The sequence below is a fragment of the Corynebacterium sp. AOP12-C2-36 genome, from assembly GCF_052379185.1.
Lineage (GTDB): Bacteria > Actinomycetota > Actinomycetes > Mycobacteriales > Mycobacteriaceae > Corynebacterium.
The window spans coordinates 1-13,935 of record NZ_JBQSYJ010000036.1 but is presented as its reverse complement, the minus strand read 5'-3'; the positions used below and the strand labels follow the sequence as shown (position 1 = coordinate 13,935).

Genomic DNA, 13,935 nt, shown 5'->3' with positions numbered 1-13,935 from the left:
CACCTTAGTCGAGGGCGTCGATGGCGTCCACGTCGGGCAGCAACGGTGCGAGGTTCGGCAGCGCCTCGAGCGACTCGATGCCCAACTGCTCCAGGAACAGGTCCGTGGTGGCGTACAGGTGTGCACCACCGACCTCCCCGGTCACACCGACCTCGGCGATCAGGCCGCGCAACGCCAACGTGCGCATCACCCCGTCACAGTTCACCCCACGCACGCCGGCGACCTGCGACCGGGTGACCGGTTGGCGGTAGGCCACCACGGCGAGGGTCTCCAACGCCGCCCGGGAGAGTCGCTGCTGCGAACCGTCGAGAATCTTCGCCTCCACCGTCGCCGAGTTCTCCCGTCGCGTGTACAACCGCCACAGTCCATCGCGTTCACGAAGCTCGAACCCCATCCCCCGGTCCGAGAACTCCGTGGCGATCTCCTGCAACGCGTCGGTCACCGACTCCTCGGAGGTCTCCAGCACTCGGGCGAAGTCGACGGCCGAGGTCGGTTCGTCGGAGACGAGCAGCAGCGACTCCAGACGACTACGAACGACACTCACCGGTTCCATGTCCAGCATCCTCTCAACGTTGATTCAGTCCCAGTTACTAGCCGCGACCACGGCAGGGTCCACGTTCAGCCCCGTCCACGCCACGGTCATCTCCTCGAGCGGTTCGGGCTGTTCGATGCCCACCGCGCGTGCCTTGTAGAGCTCCAGCAGGGCGAGGAACCGTCCGACGACCTTCATCGACACCTCGCAGTCCGAGATCAGGGTACTGAAACTGACCCAGGTCTCCGCACCGGCGACCCGCAAGGTCGACAGGATGTGCCCGGCCTGCTCCGGGACGGACACCTCCTGGGCGTGCAGGTGCCCGGTGGAGACCTCGGACGGGGTCGGACGGAACACCGCCGCCGCCCGCTCGGCGAACTGCTCGGGTGTCAGCCCCAGCTCCACCGGTGGCATGAGGTCGGTGAAGTGCTCCTCCGGGGAGAGCTGGACGGGGTAGCTGCGGTCGGCGTCGCGCTGCCATTCAGCGAACAGTCCAGCCACCGACTTGTACGCGCGGTACTGCAGCAGGCGGGCGAACAGCAGGTCGCGGGACTCCAGCAGGGCCAGGTCCTCCTCGTTCTCGACCTCCCCGCGCGGGACCAACCGTGCGGCCTTGAGGTCCAGCAGCGTGGCGGCGACGACGAGGAACTCGGTCACCTCGTCCAGGTCGTCGACACTGCCGGTCAACGAGCGGGTGTAGGAGATGAACTCGTCGGTGACCGTCGCCAGGGCGACCTCGGTCACGTCCATCTTGCGGGAGTGGATCAGCTGCAGCAGCAGGTCGAAGGGCCCGTCGAAGTTGGCCAGGGCGACCCGGAACCCGGTGAGCTCCGGTTGCTCGACGTGCTCCGGAACCTCGCCCACCCTCAGGTCCTTTCGACGACCTCGGCCGCGAGGTCAAGGTACTGGTGGGCGCCATCGGAGGACGGGGCCCAGGAGGTGATCGGCTCCCCCGCCACCGAGGTCTCCGGGAAGCGCACGGTCCGGGTGATCACGGTGTCGAAGACCTTGTCCCCGAACACCTCGACGACACGCTCCATGACCTCACGGGAGTGGTTGGTGCGCCGGTCGAACATGGTCACCAGGATGCCGGTGACCTCGAGCCGGAAGTTCAGGCGGTCGCGGACCTTCTCCACGGTGTCGGTGAGCAGCGCCAGACCACGCAACGAGAAGTACTCGCACTCCATCGGGATGATCACGCTGTCGGCACAGCTCAGCGCGTTGACGGTGAGCAGTCCGAGCGACGGCTGGCAGTCCACGATCACGTAGTCGTAGTCGTTCATCACCGGCTGCAGGGCACGTGCGAGCGCCTGTTCCCGGCCGACCTCGTTGACGAGCTGGATCTCCGCGGCGGACAGGTCGATGTTCGCCGGGACCACGTCCAGGCCCTCCACCGGGCTGGAGTGCAGCGCCTCGTGGATCGTGGCGGTGTTGTCCACCAGCAGGTTGTAGATCGTCACGTCGAGCTCTTCGTGGTCGATGCCCAGCCCCGCCGAGAGCGCCCCCTGCGGGTCGAGGTCGACGAGCAGGACGCGACGCCCGTAGGACGCCAGCGCGGCGCCCATGTTGATCGTCGACGTGGTCTTGCCCACGCCGCCCTTCTGGTTGCACATCGCGATGACGGTCGCCGGGCCGTGCCGGTCGAGCGCCGCGGGGCGCGGAATCTCGCGCAGCGGGCGTCCGGTGAGACCGACCTGGGGCTTGTCGAACAGGCCTTCTGATGAACGAGCCATCTCGTCAAGCTCCCTTCCTTGATTCGGTGCCGTTGATCCTCGGTGGCTCCGAGGGGAGCGCATCACGCCACCACGATGAACAAATCACACGGTTCAGATTATCACGCACGCGGATGCGACTCCGCCCAGGATTCCCGAAGCAGGTCGGGGGTGACCTTCGTGTAGATCTGCGTGGTCGACACACTCGAGTGCCCGAGCAGCTCCTGCACCACCCGCACGTCCGCCCCGCCGGTGAGCAGATGGGTGGCGAAACTGTGCCTCAGACTGTGCGGCGAGATCTCGCCGAGGCCCGCACGCTCGGCGGCCCCGGAGATGATCTTGTACCCGGACTGCCTGGTCAGACGGCCCCCGCGGGCGGTGAGCAGGAGGGCGGCGGCGTCCGCGCCGTGCCGGCTGCGTTGAGCCAGTTGGGGACGCGCCCGGGTGAGGTAGGCGTCCAACGCCGACAGGGCCGGCCCACCCACCGGCAGGATGCGGTCCTTGCCGCCCTTGCCCCGCACGCGCACCAGGCCGTCGTTGCGGTCGATGTCATCGAGGTCAAGGGCCGTGGCTTCACTGATTCGTGCGCCGGTGGAGTACAGCAGCTCGACAAGCGCCCGGTCGCGCAGGTTCAGCGGTCCGGCGGCCTCGCCCTCGGGGCACGCCTCGATCAGCCGGAGCACCTGGTCGGTCGTCAACGCCTTCGGCAGGTCCCTGCGCCCGGGCGCCAGGGGCACCTCGGCCACGACGTCCGGCAGGCCCGACTCGGCGGCGGTGAACCTGTGGAGCCCGCGGACGGCGCTGAGTACCCGTGCGACCGAGGACTGCGCCAACGCCCGCCCGCCCGTCGCGGCGCAACCGGTACGCAGGTCGACGATGAAACGTTCGATGTCCCCCGTGGTCACCGTCGTCATGTCCAGGCCCCCGTCCGCCAGCCACCCCAGGTAACGGTCGATGTCGCGACCGTAGTTGTCGAGGGTGTTCGCGCTGCGTCCGCGTTCGGTACGCAGGTGCCGCATCCAGGCGCGGACGCGACGCCGGTCGGCGTCGGCCGCGGCGTCTGGGTCAGCCCCGGCATCAGCCGCGGCGTCAGCGCACATGCTTCATGTCCGTCCCCCGCGCCAGTCCCCCCTGACGCCGTTCGGCCAGACCGGAGTGGTGGTCGAAGGGTTCGGAGACGTCCCGGCGTGTGCCGGCGTGCAGGTGCAGCAGACCGGCGACGGCCGTGGCGTTCACGATCTCGCCGCGGCGGACCATGTCCACCGCCTCGTCCACCGGTGTCCAGCGGGAGGTCATGTCGGCCTCCTCGCCGGTGGCCTCCTCCAGCTCCGCGGCGTCCTCCGCGGTCAGGGGGTGGACGTCCTCGGCGAGGAAGATGCGGCACATCTCCTCGCTGATCCCCGGTGAGGGGCAGATGTCGCCCAGGAGGTGCCAGCGCCCGGCGGACAGCCCCGCCTCCTCGGCGAGTTCACGTCGCGCCGTGCTCAGCGGATCCTCCCCCGCCATGTCCAGCAGGCCGGCAGGCAGCTCCCACAGGTAGCGGTCCACGGGGCGGCGGTACTGGCGGACCAGCATCACCTCGGGACGCCCGGGCTGCGACGAATCGGACGGGGAATCCCGCGGGGAATTCCGCAGCGCCACGATCGCGGCGGCACCGAAGTGCTCGACCACCTCACGCCGGGCCTCGCCGGTGGCCGTGGTGATCCGGTCGCGGCGCAGTGCGACGACCGGGGCGTCCACCAGGAGTTCGCTGGACAGTATGCGGTACTCCACTGGGCCTCCTCTGGCTCCCCCGCGTCCTGCGCGTCCTACTTGCCCTGCCGCGCCACCGCGGCGCGCACCAGGCCGCTGAACAGCGGGTGCGGACGCGTCGGACGCGACTTGTACTCGGGGTGCGCCTGCGTGGCGACCAGGTAGGGGTGCACGGAGGTCGGGTACTCGACGAACTCGACGAGGGTGCCGTCCGGCGAGGTGCCGGAGAACACCAGGTCGGAGTTCTCCGCGATCTGCTCGCGGTAGCGGTTGTTGACCTCGTAGCGGTGACGGTGACGCTCGGAGACCTCGGTCTCGCCGTAGGCGTCGGCCACCACGGTGCCGGCCTCCAGCACCGCGGGGTAGGCGCCCAGGCGCATCGTTCCGCCCAGGTCGGCCTGACCGGAGACCGCCGCCTGCTGCTCGGCCATCGTGGAGATCACCGGGGAGGGGGTGTTCTCGTCGAACTCGGTGGACGAGGCGTCCTCGATGCCGGCGTGACGCGCGGCCTCGATGACGGTGCACTGCAGGCCCAGGCAGATGCCCAGCATCGGCACCAGGTTCTCACGGCAGTGCGTGATCGCGCCGATCTTGCCCTCGATGCCGCGGATGCCGAAGCCGCCGGGCACGACCACCGCGTCGCAGCCCTCCAGCGCGCTCGCCGCGCCTTCCGGGGTGGCGCAGTCGTCGGCGGCGACCCACCGCACCTTGGCCTTGACCTGCTCGCCGAACGCACCGGCGCGGATGGCCTCGGCGACGGAGAGGTAGGCGTCCGGCAGGTCGATGTACTTGCCGACCAGCCCCACGGTCACCTCGCCCTTCGGGGAGTGCACCCGGTCGAGCAGCCCGCCCCACACGGTCCAGTCCACGTCGCGGAACGGCAGGTTGAGCTTGCGGATGAGGAAGGAGTCGAGGTGCTCGCGGTAGAGCACCCGCGGGATGTCGTAGATCGAGGCGGCGTCCGCGCAGGACACCACACCCTCCTCGTCGACGTCGGTCATCAGGGCGATCTTCGACTTCAGTCCCTCCGGGACCTCACGGTCGCAGCGCAGGACGATGGAGTCCGGGATGATGCCGATGCTGCGCAGCTCAGCCACGGAGTGCTGGGTCGGCTTGGTCTTCAGCTCGCCCGAGGGAGCCAGGTAGGGCACCAGGGAGACGTGGATGAAGAAGATGTTCTCCCGGCCGACCTCGTGGCGCACCTGACGGGCGGCCTCGAGGAAGGGCTGGGACTCGATGTCACCGACGGTGCCGCCGATCTCGGAGATCACCACGTCCGGACGGACCCCGTCGGCGTCCGGCAGCGCCTGGGCGAGGATGCGGGACTTGATCTCGTCGGTGATGTGCGGGATGACCTGCACGGTCTTGCCGAGGAACTCGCCGCGACGCTCCTTGGCGATCACCGTGGAGTACACCTTGCCGGTGGTGACGTTGGCGTTCTGGGTGAGGCTGCGGTCCAGGAAGCGCTCGTAGTGGCCCAGGTCCAGGTCGGTCTCGGCCCCGTCGTCGGTGACGAAGACCTCACCGTGCTCGAAGGGGTTCATGGTGCCGGGATCGACGTTGAGGTACGGATCCAGCTTCTGCATCGTGACCTTCAGGCCACGGGCCACCAGCAACTGCCCCAGGCTGGCGGCGGTCAGGCCCTTACCGAGCGACGAGACGACGCCGCCGGTGACGAAAATAAACTTGGTGTGCTGCTCGCTGCGGCCCTGAGACACATCGACTCCCGTGGTTGGAACTGATAAAACCTACGGGGCTTCAGCCTAACAGAGATGGGCCGCCACCCTCTATTCCACCGTCGCGGAGGCGGCGTTGGACGCCGAGCCGTAGGCGCCGGCGTCGCCGTCGAGCTGTCCGGCGAGCGCGCGGACCACGGTGATGCGTCCGGCGGTGGTGTTCACGTTGTCCACGGTGGAGACGTTCTCGGTGGCGTCGGAGTCGGCGCGGACCAGGCCGACGGCCCCGTCGCGGGCGGCGGAACCGTTCTCGCCGGCGAGCACCGTGCCGCCGGTCGTGGCGTCCAGCGCGGTGGCCATGTCCGCGACGAACCGGGTCGAGTAGTTCCCGTCCCCGTCGCCCTCGGAGGCCCCGCCGGTGACGACGACGACCGCGTCGGCCGGGGACAGGTCGTCCTGCCCGTCGCTGAAGAAGCCGGCGTTGCCGAGCGCGCCCAGGACCACCGCGCGGTCGGACTCGCTGGCAGCGTCGCGCCCGGACCCCAGGGTCTGCCCCAGCAGCTCTCCCACGTGGTAGCCGGGGTCCATGCGGTCCTCCGACAACGACGCCCCGGCCGGGAGGCTGCCCGCCGCCAGGGACTTCAGCTCGTCACCGGAGTCCGGGGAGGTGAAGGACGCGTCGAGCCGCAGCGTGCCGGCATCCTCCCCGCCCGCCTCGCCGATGAGCGAGCGGACGTCGTCGACCGCCTCATCCTCGGCGTCGGCGGTGGCGAGCACCAGCACCGACCGGTCGGCGAGGTCGTCGCCGACGGCGTCGGCGGCGAGACCGGAGAGCACCTCGTCGGACGCGTCGCCCTCGGCGGTGGCCAGGTCGGCGCGGTCGGACTCGGCGCTGAGCTCCGCGCGCGTCTCGGAGTCGGCGGCCGCCGGGCCGCCCTCCACGTTCGGCGCCAGCACGTAGAAGCCCAGGGCGGTACCCACCGCCACGCCGAGTGCCACGACTCCCGTCGTCTTCCCCGCGCCCATCAGAACAGGTCCTGGAAGCGCAGGGCGATGTTGTTCCACGTGTCGACGAGGTTGTCGGCGAAGTTGCCGGAACCGCTGAAGCCGGCGATCAGCACGATGACCACCACCGCCAGCAGTACGCCGACGAGCGCCCACCACCAGCCGCCGCCGCTACGCGAGACCCGGTAGAGCTCGGCCACGGCCGTGGAGTCGACCAGCCGGCCGCCGACGCGCAGACGCGACAGCATCGCCGAGGGCGTGTCCGGGGACTGCGCGGTGTCGAAGATACGGTCCAGGTCCAGCACCGGGCCCAGGGTCACGACCATCGACGCACCGTGGTAGTCGGCGAGCAGCAGCGCCAGGTCGGTGGAGTCCGAGGTCGCCGCCGGGAAGGTCATCGCACCGACACCCAGGTCCTGGATGCGCTCCAGGCCCGCGGCGTGGCCGTCCGGCTCGGCCGGCAGCACGATCGTCGCACCGCAGTTCAGCGCGTCGTTGCTGATCAGCTCCGGGTCGCCGACGATCACGCGCGGACGGTAACCGTGCTTGACCAGGGTGTCCGCCGCCCCGTCGACCGCCACGACCACGGGCTCGTACTCGCGGATGAAGTAGCGCAGGGACTTCAGCTTCTCGTCGATGTCCGGGTCCGGGCTGACGACCAGCACCTTGCGGTCGTCCATGTCCACGCCGACCTCCGGCACACCCAGGCCGTCGATGAACAGCGGGGCCTCGGTGCGGACGAACTCGGCGGTGTTGCCGGTGAACGCCTCCATGTGGTCGGCGAGGGTCTCCCGCGCCTCGTCGAAACGGGTCACCGCGGTGTCCTCGTCGAGGACCTCGCCCTTGCCGATCGACCGGTCGCCGTAGAGGATCTTGCCCTCGTGCAGCCGGCCCTTGCGGCCGTTCTTGAGGCGGTCGGTGATCGTGGGGTCGGCGTTGTCGACCAGGACGATGCCGGCGTCCAGCATCATCTGCGGCCCGAAGTTCGGCACGTTGCCGGTGGAGAACGCCGCGGTGTTGACCACCGCGGCGACCTTGGCGTCGATGAACTTCTGGGCGAGCGCACGGCCGGTGTCGGGCTGGTCGACGACGACGATGTCGCCCTCGGACAGCTTTCCGGTGACGCTCGTCCCGGTGCAGTCCCGGGTGTGGCCGTGGATGCCGGGGGTGTCGTTGCGGGAGAAGATCATGGGGACCATTGTGACGGTTGCCCCCGCGTGTGCGGGGTAGGCGCGCCGAGACGCGCCGTGTAATCACCGCCCGCCGATCTCCACCTTCGCCTCGCGGGCGGTCTCCAGGAGTTCCTCGGCGTGGGCACGCCCGGTGTCGGACTCCAGGCCGGCGAGCATGCGCGAGAGCTCCTCGACGCGCTCGGCCGAGCTCAGCGTGCGCACGCTGGAGCGCACCGAGTCGTCGTCGGACGCCTTGGCGACGTGCACGTGCGCGTCGGCGAACGCCGCCACCTGCGGCAGGTGGGTCACCACGATGACCTGGTTGTCGACGGCGAGGCGGGCGAGACGCCGGCCGATCTCCACCGCGGCACGTCCGCCGACCCCCGAGTCGACCTCGTCGAAGACCATGGTGCGGCCCGTGCCCGCCAGCACGACCTCCAGGGCGAGCATCACGCGGGAGAGCTCACCGCCGGACGCCGTGGCGGCCAGCGAGTTCGGCTTGCCGCCCTGCACCAGCAGGAACTCGACCTCGTCGACACCGTCGGGTCCGCAGTCCCCGGGGCCGGCCGTGCCTGTTCCTCCGGCGGTGCCGGCACCTGCGGTGCGGACGTCGACCCGCAGGGAGGACGACATCTGCAGCCCGGCGATCTCGTCGCTGACGGCACCGGCGAAACGCCCGGCGGCCGCGGTACGTGCCGCCGACAGTGCCGCCGCGGCCTCCAGCATCGCCGACTCTGCTTCGCCGACCCGGCCACGCAGCTCCTCCAGGGCGTCGCCGGAGACGTCGATGGACGACAACCGGTCGTGGGCCTTGTCGCGCCACGCCAGCACGCCGTCGATGTCGGAGGCGTACTTGCGCAGTTCGCGCAGGTCCTGCTGGCGTGCCAGCAGTCCCTCGAGGCTCTCCGGCGCCGGGATGTCCGCCAGGGTCGCCCCGATCTCCCCGGAGATGTCCGCCAGGTCCGTGACCAAGGCGTTGAGGCGCGCGGCGAGGTCGCCGAAGCGGGGTTCGGCCCCCGTCCGTCCGGCCAGGGCGGACGCGGCGGCGGCCACCGAGTCCACCGCGGCGGTGTCCTCCGTTGCGGCGTCGGGGTCGCCGCCGTCGATCGCGGCGAGGGCGGCCAGGGCCGCGTCGCGCACCTCGTCGGCGTCCTGCAGCCGGCTGATCATCGCCTTGAGCTCGTCGTCCTCACCGGGCTGCGGGTCCAGGCCGTCGATCTCGTCGAGGGACCGACGCAACGTCTCCGCCTCCAGGGCGAGGTCGCGACGCTTCTCGGTGCGCTCGTTCAGGTCGCGGGCCAACGTCGCCCACTCCCGCCGCAGACGTCGGTAGGCACGCCGGTCCTCGTCGAGGCCGGCGAAACGGTCGAGGTTGCGCAGCTGACGGGTCGGGTCGAGCAGCTGGAGCTGGTCGGACTGGCCGTGGATGGTCAGCAGGCGGGAGGCGAAGTCGGCGAGCACGCCGGCGGCGACGGTGCGTCCGGCCAGGTGGGCACGGGAGCGCCCGGAGGAGCTCACCGAGCGGGAGGCCACGACCTCGCCGTCCTCCACGTAGCCGCCGACCTCGTCGACCAACGCCGCGGCGGACCTGGAGTCGGCGGTGTCCCCACCGGTGTGGAAGATCCCGTCGACGGTGGCACGGTCGGTGCCGGCGCGCACGCGCTGACTGTCCGCCCGCGAGCCGGAGAGCAGCTTCAGGCCGGTGACGACCATCGTCTTGCCGGCGCCGGTCTCGCCGGTGACCACGGTGAAACCGTCGGTGAATTCGGCGACGGCCTCCTCGATGACACCCAGGTTCCGGATCTGGAGTTCCCTCAGCATCCCCGTCACCTGCGCGGTCCGCGCCACCCGGTCACCGGGAGACGGAACTTCTGGACGAGACGGTCGGTGAACGGTTCGGTGTCCAGGCGTACCCAGCGCACATCCTGCGGGCCGCGGCGGATCTCCACGCGCGCACCCGGGGGCATGTGGATCTGACGGAAACCGTCCATCACCGCGGTCGCCGGGGAGGTGTGCGGGTTGGTCTCCACCGCCACCGTGGAGTCGGGGCTGACGACCAGCGGGCGGGCGAACAGGGTGTGCGCGTTCGACGGCACCACCAGGATAGACGCCAGTTCGGGCCACAGGATCGGCCCGCCGGCGGAGAAGGCGTAGGCCGTCGACCCGGTCGGGGTGGAGACCAGCACGCCGTCGCAGCCGAAGGAGCTCACAGGGCGTTGGTCGACTTCCAGGATCGTGTCCAGCACGCCCTGGCGGTTCAGGTTCTCCACCGAGCACTCGTTGAGCGCCCAGCCGGTGCCCAGCACACGGCCGTCGGTGTCGCGGGCGGTGATCGACAGTGTCATCCGGTTCTCGATGCGGTAGTCGCCGGCGATGACCCGGTCCAGGGCCTCCTCCAGCGACTCCTGCTCCCACTCGGCGAGGAAGCCGATGTGGCCCATGTTCACGCCCAGCACGGGCACGTCCTGGGCGTGGGCGATGTCGGCGGCGCGCAGGAACGTCCCGTCCCCGCCGAGGACGAGCACCAGGTCCACCCCGCGGGCGGCCTCGGTGGTGTGCCCGTAGCGCGGGAAACGCCCGAGGATCTCGTGGCGGGCCACGGGTGCGGGGTCGCCGGTGGACATCACGCGCACGGTGAGCCCACCGTCGGAGAGCCGTTGGGCGGCCGCGGCGGCCATGGAGAGTTTGTCGGCCGCTCCGGTGTGCGCGACCAGGAGCACCTCGCGGACGCGGGGGGCGTCGTCGGTCACTGGGGACCCTCCTTCACTGCCTTGTCGACCATGGTGGTCAGTTCCTCGTCATCGGGGGCGCTCACACCACCATCTTTCACCAACCAGAGAAAGTATTCCACGTTTCCGCTGGGACCGGGCAACGGTGAGGCGACGACGGCGCGTGTCGACAGTCCGTGCCGACGCGCCGCATGTGCCACGTCCAGGGTGACCTCGGCACGCAGGGCCGGGTCGCGCACCACTCCCCCGTGCCCGAGCCGCTGGCGTCCGACCTCGAACTGCGGCTTGACCATCGGCAACAGGTCGCCGCCGTCGGCGATGCAGTCGGCGAGCGCCGGGAGCACCAGGTCGATGGAGATGAAGGACAGGTCCCCGACCATGGCGTCCGCCGGTCCGCCGAGCTGTTCCGGGGTGAGGGTACGCACGTTGGTACGGTCCATCACGGTGACGCGGTCGTCGTTCTGCAGCCGCCAGATCAGCTGCCCGTAGCCGACGTCCACGGCGAGCACCTCGGCGGCGCCGCGCTGCAGGCACACGTCGGTGAAACCGCCGGTGGACGCACCAGCGTCGAGCACGCGGCGTCCGGCGAGATCGAGGCCGTCGGCCTCGAAGGCGGCGAGCGCACCGAGGAGCTTGTGCGCCCCGCGGGACGCCCACCGGTCGTCGTCGCTCTCGGTGACGCGAATCGACACGTCCCCGTCGACACCAGTGGCCGGCTTGGTGGCCCGCATCCCGTTGACGCTGACGCGCCCGGCGAGGATCATCTCGCGGGCGTGTTCACGGGAGCGGGCGTCCTTGCGCTTGACCAGTTCGGCGTCCAGTCGTTGGAGACGCCGGCTCCTGTTCGCCTTCGGCATGCTCAGCGGCCCTCCAAGGCGTCGTTGATCAGTCGGTGCGCCTGTTCGAGCAGCCCCGCCTCCTCGGTACCCTCGGCGTCGGACGCCAGCAGGGCGTCGACCTCGGCGACGAGGGTGTCGGCGTCGAAGACGCCGGTGCCGGGGGTCGGGCTCTGCCTCGCCAGGTCGCCGGGGTTCACCGCCACGCCTCCAGGGCGGACGCTGCGGCGGGGTCACCGTCGGCAGCGACGACCGTCACGTCCTGCAGCTCGCGTCCGGCGTCGAGCTTCGCCCACACCACCGGCGCGGCGACGGCGACGGCCTCTGCGGCCATGACCTCGACGTCACCGGTCTCGCCGGCGTGCACGACGACCTGCACCGCGTCTCCCTCGGCCACCGCCTCGGCGGTCCAGCCGTCGAGGTGGTCGCGCAGGTTCGCGGCGATGAACGTGGGACGGTACGGCGTGCCCAGCAGCTCGGTGTGGGTGGCCACACCGGTGAGCACGCAGAGGCTGTCGAGGCCCGCGGCGTTGCCACCGGCGATGTCGGTGTCCAGGCGGTCACCGACCGCCAGCGGACGGGTGGCGCCGGACTCCGCCACGGCGCGCCGGAACATCTCGGGCAGCGGCTTGCCGGCGCTGCGCGGGGTCACTCCGGTGGCACTGACCACGGCGGCGACCAGGGACCCGTTGCCGACGAGGAAACCGCGTTCCGACGGCAGGGTGGTGTCCATGTTCGACGCGACGTACACCGCACCGCGCTGGATGCAGAGCGTCGCCTCCGAGAGCACCGGCCAGCCGTTGTCCGGGCTGTGGCCGTGCAGGACGACATGGGGAGCCCCGCCGGCACTGTCCGCACTGTCGACGACGGTGAACCCGGCGTCCCGGGCGAGGTCGCGGAAGGACTCCGCACCGACGACGTAGGCCCGACGTCCCTCGAGCGGTAGTCCCTGCTCGGTGAGGATGTCGTTGGCCAGGGCGCAGCCGGCCTGTGCGGAGGTCAGTACCTGGGGTGCCTCGGCGGGGAAGCCGAGGGAGTTCAGGTGCTCGGCGACCTGCACGGGCGAGCGGGACGCGTTGTTGGTGATGTAGACGACGCGCCGGCCGTCGAGGGCCTCACGCGCGCCGTCGACCGGCTCACCGCCGCGAAAGACGGTTCCGTCGAGGTCGGCGAGCAGGACGTCGTAGTCGTCCAGGAGCTGCAGTCCCGCCATGGCTCAGGCGGTCCCGAGCTCGCGGAGGCGGTCCTCGGCGTCGAGGACGTTCTCGGTGTCCATCTCCACGGCACGCTCGAACCATTCGCGGGCGCCGGCGGTGTCGCCGGTGGCGAGCAGGGCGTCGGCGTAGGCGTAGGTGACGCGCAGGGCGGTCACGGCGGGGAGGTCGGTGGACTCGGACTCCGGCTGCAGGGCGGCCAGGGCGGCGTCGATGTCGCCCAGGTCGTGCTGCGCACCGGAGACGACGATGGCCAGTTCGGCGCGTCCCTCGGGGTCGAGTTCGCCTGCTTCCGGACTGCGGCCGAGTTCGACGGCCTTGTCCGGGTGGCCGAGGCCGCGCTCACAGTCGGCCATGACGGCGAGGAGGCCGGGGCCACCGGCCATACGACGGGAGGCGCGCAGCTCGGTGAGCGCCTCCTTCCAGTTGCCGGCGTGGTAGGCGGCGATGCCGAGGGTCTCGCGGGTGATCGGGACGCGGCCGCCACGGTCCTTGGCGGCGCGTGCGTGGGCGAGGGCCTGCTCGGGGTCCTTGTCCATCAGGGCCGCCGCCATGACGAGGTGGCCGGCGACCTTGTCCGCGTTGTCCTTGGACAGGCTGCGCAGCTCCTGGCGGATGCCGGGGTCGAGTTCCTTCGGGCTGACGTCCGTCGGGATCTCGGGTTCTTGGTTGCGCTGGCTGATGCGCTCCTCGCGGTAGCCCGAACGCATGGGGCCGTTGTGACGGTCGCGGCGACGGTCGTCGCCCTGGTTCTGTCCACCACGGTTGGGGCGTGCACCGTACCGACGGTCGCCGCCGCCTTGGCCACCGCGGTTGTCTCCGCGGTTATCGCGACGCTCTCCGCGGTTGTCGTTGTTGCGTCCGCGGTAGCCACCGCGGTCGTCGCGGTTGCCCTGACGGTCGTCGCGCCGGCCGCCCCGGTTGTCTCCCCGGTTGTCGTTGTCACGTCCGCGGTAGCCACCGCGGTCGTTGCCGCGGGATCCGTCGCGGCCTGAGCCGTAGCCTCCGCGGCCACCCTGGCCCTGCCGGTTTCCTTGGCCGCCGCGACCGTTGCCGCGGTAACCGCTGCCGCCGGAGGACTCGCTCATCTGTCTACCTCTTCCTGGTGATGGGATTCCTGACCGATTCTAGGTCAGGTGGCTACGGAGTCCAACCGGGGCTGAAGGGCGGCGGACCGGACCGTGTCCGAAAAATTGCATAAAAAAAGTGTGTGGTTGGAGAAGTCGACTAGCGACTGCTCCAACCACACACCTTCACTTCACGTTTAAATGCCGGCGGCGACCTACTCTCCCACACCCTCCCGGGTG

At 70.5% G+C, this 13,935-nt stretch carries 14 protein-coding genes; all 14 read right to left on the bottom strand.

All coding sequences use genetic code 11. The features are described from left to right. Positions 1–4 precede the first annotated feature (4 nt). The 14 genes from scpB to ACT3UN_RS15785 all read right to left on the bottom strand — a co-directional run bounded on the left by scpB (position 5) and on the right by ACT3UN_RS15785 (position 13,716). On the bottom strand, positions 5–553 hold the full coding sequence (gene scpB / locus ACT3UN_RS15850; RefSeq protein WP_301442691.1) for an SMC-Scp complex subunit ScpB: 549 nt from the start codon (positions 551–553) through the stop codon (positions 5–7). Positions 554–577: 24 nt separating this feature from the next. Further along, a complete protein-coding gene (locus tag ACT3UN_RS15845; protein WP_301442692.1) occupies positions 578–1,396 on the bottom strand; it encodes a segregation and condensation protein A in 819 nt (272 codons plus the stop codon). A gap of 2 nt (positions 1,397–1,398) precedes the next feature. Further along, positions 1,399–2,265, bottom strand: coding sequence for a ParA family protein (locus ACT3UN_RS15840; protein WP_441583043.1), 867 nt, complete (start codon positions 2,263–2,265; stop codon positions 1,399–1,401). 101 nt (positions 2,266–2,366) lie between these two features. Beyond that, positions 2,367–3,344, bottom strand: a complete 978-nt coding sequence (locus ACT3UN_RS15835; RefSeq protein WP_301442694.1) for a site-specific tyrosine recombinase XerD — start codon at positions 3,342–3,344, stop codon at positions 2,367–2,369. Then, a complete protein-coding gene (locus ACT3UN_RS15830) occupies positions 3,334–4,017 on the bottom strand; it encodes an NUDIX domain-containing protein (protein WP_301442695.1) in 684 nt (227 codons plus the stop codon). Before ACT3UN_RS15830 ends, ACT3UN_RS15835 begins: the two co-directional genes overlap by 11 nt. A 35-nt stretch (positions 4,018–4,052) precedes the next feature. Continuing rightward, positions 4,053–5,714, bottom strand: a complete 1,662-nt coding sequence (locus ACT3UN_RS15825) for a CTP synthase (protein ID WP_301442696.1) — start codon at positions 5,712–5,714, stop codon at positions 4,053–4,055. Between the two features lie 69 nt (positions 5,715–5,783). Next, positions 5,784–6,698: a copper transporter gene (locus ACT3UN_RS15820; RefSeq protein ID WP_301442697.1), complete on the bottom strand. Its 915-nt coding sequence runs from the start codon at positions 6,696–6,698 to the stop codon at positions 5,784–5,786. Then, positions 6,698–7,876, bottom strand: a complete 1,179-nt coding sequence (gene steA / locus ACT3UN_RS15815) for a putative cytokinetic ring protein SteA (protein WP_301442698.1) — start codon at positions 7,874–7,876, stop codon at positions 6,698–6,700. The genes ACT3UN_RS15820 and steA overlap by 1 nt, the downstream gene beginning before the upstream one ends. Positions 7,877–7,930: 54 nt before the next feature. Next, positions 7,931–9,670, bottom strand: a complete 1,740-nt coding sequence (gene recN / locus ACT3UN_RS15810) for a DNA repair protein RecN (RefSeq protein ID WP_301442699.1) — start codon at positions 9,668–9,670, stop codon at positions 7,931–7,933. Positions 9,671–9,675: 5 nt separating this feature from the next. Next, positions 9,676–10,599, bottom strand: coding sequence for an NAD kinase (locus ACT3UN_RS15805; protein ID WP_301442700.1), 924 nt, complete (start codon positions 10,597–10,599; stop codon positions 9,676–9,678). Continuing rightward, on the bottom strand, positions 10,596–11,435 hold the full coding sequence (locus ACT3UN_RS15800; protein ID WP_301442701.1) for a TlyA family RNA methyltransferase: 840 nt from the start codon (positions 11,433–11,435) through the stop codon (positions 10,596–10,598). Before ACT3UN_RS15800 ends, ACT3UN_RS15805 begins: the two co-directional genes overlap by 4 nt. 2 nt (positions 11,436–11,437) lie before the next feature. After that, a complete protein-coding gene (locus tag ACT3UN_RS15795; protein ID WP_301442702.1) occupies positions 11,438–11,620 on the bottom strand; it encodes a hypothetical protein in 183 nt (60 codons plus the stop codon). Beyond that, positions 11,611–12,627 carry an HAD-IIA family hydrolase gene (locus ACT3UN_RS15790; protein WP_444657566.1) on the bottom strand — a complete coding sequence of 339 codons (1,017 nt, stop codon included), beginning with the start codon at positions 12,625–12,627 and terminating at the stop codon, positions 11,611–11,613. Before ACT3UN_RS15790 ends, ACT3UN_RS15795 begins: the two co-directional genes overlap by 10 nt. A 3-nt stretch (positions 12,628–12,630) precedes the next feature. Then, a complete protein-coding gene (locus ACT3UN_RS15785; RefSeq protein ID WP_301442704.1) occupies positions 12,631–13,716 on the bottom strand; it encodes a tetratricopeptide repeat protein in 1,086 nt (361 codons plus the stop codon). Between the last annotated feature and the right edge of the window lie 219 nt (positions 13,717–13,935).

What these genes read in the sequence shown, in the direction of transcription:
- scpB (WP_301442691.1), bottom strand. Translation starts at nt 553, where the DNA reads ATGGAACCGGTGAGTGTCGTTCGTAGTCGTCTGGAGTCGCTGCTGCTC.
- ACT3UN_RS15840 (WP_441583043.1), bottom strand. Translation starts at nt 2,265, where the DNA reads ATGGCTCGTTCATCAGAAGGCCTGTTCGACAAGCCCCAGGTCGGTCTC.
- ACT3UN_RS15835 (WP_301442694.1), bottom strand. Translation starts at nt 3,344, where the DNA reads ATGTGCGCTGACGCCGCGGCTGATGCCGGGGCTGACCCAGACGCCGCG.
- ACT3UN_RS15820 (WP_301442697.1), bottom strand. Translation starts at nt 6,698, where the DNA reads ATGGGCGCGGGGAAGACGACGGGAGTCGTGGCACTCGGCGTGGCGGTG.
- steA (WP_301442698.1), bottom strand. Translation starts at nt 7,876, where the DNA reads ATGGTCCCCATGATCTTCTCCCGCAACGACACCCCCGGCATCCACGGC.
- recN (WP_301442699.1), bottom strand. Translation starts at nt 9,670, where the DNA reads ATGCTGAGGGAACTCCAGATCCGGAACCTGGGTGTCATCGAGGAGGCC.
- ACT3UN_RS15800 (WP_301442701.1), bottom strand. Translation starts at nt 11,435, where the DNA reads ATGCCGAAGGCGAACAGGAGCCGGCGTCTCCAACGACTGGACGCCGAA.
- ACT3UN_RS15790 (WP_444657566.1), bottom strand. Translation starts at nt 12,627, where the DNA reads ATGGCGGGACTGCAGCTCCTGGACGACTACGACGTCCTGCTCGCCGAC.
- ACT3UN_RS15785 (WP_301442704.1), bottom strand. Translation starts at nt 13,716, where the DNA reads ATGAGCGAGTCCTCCGGCGGCAGCGGTTACCGCGGCAACGGTCGCGGC.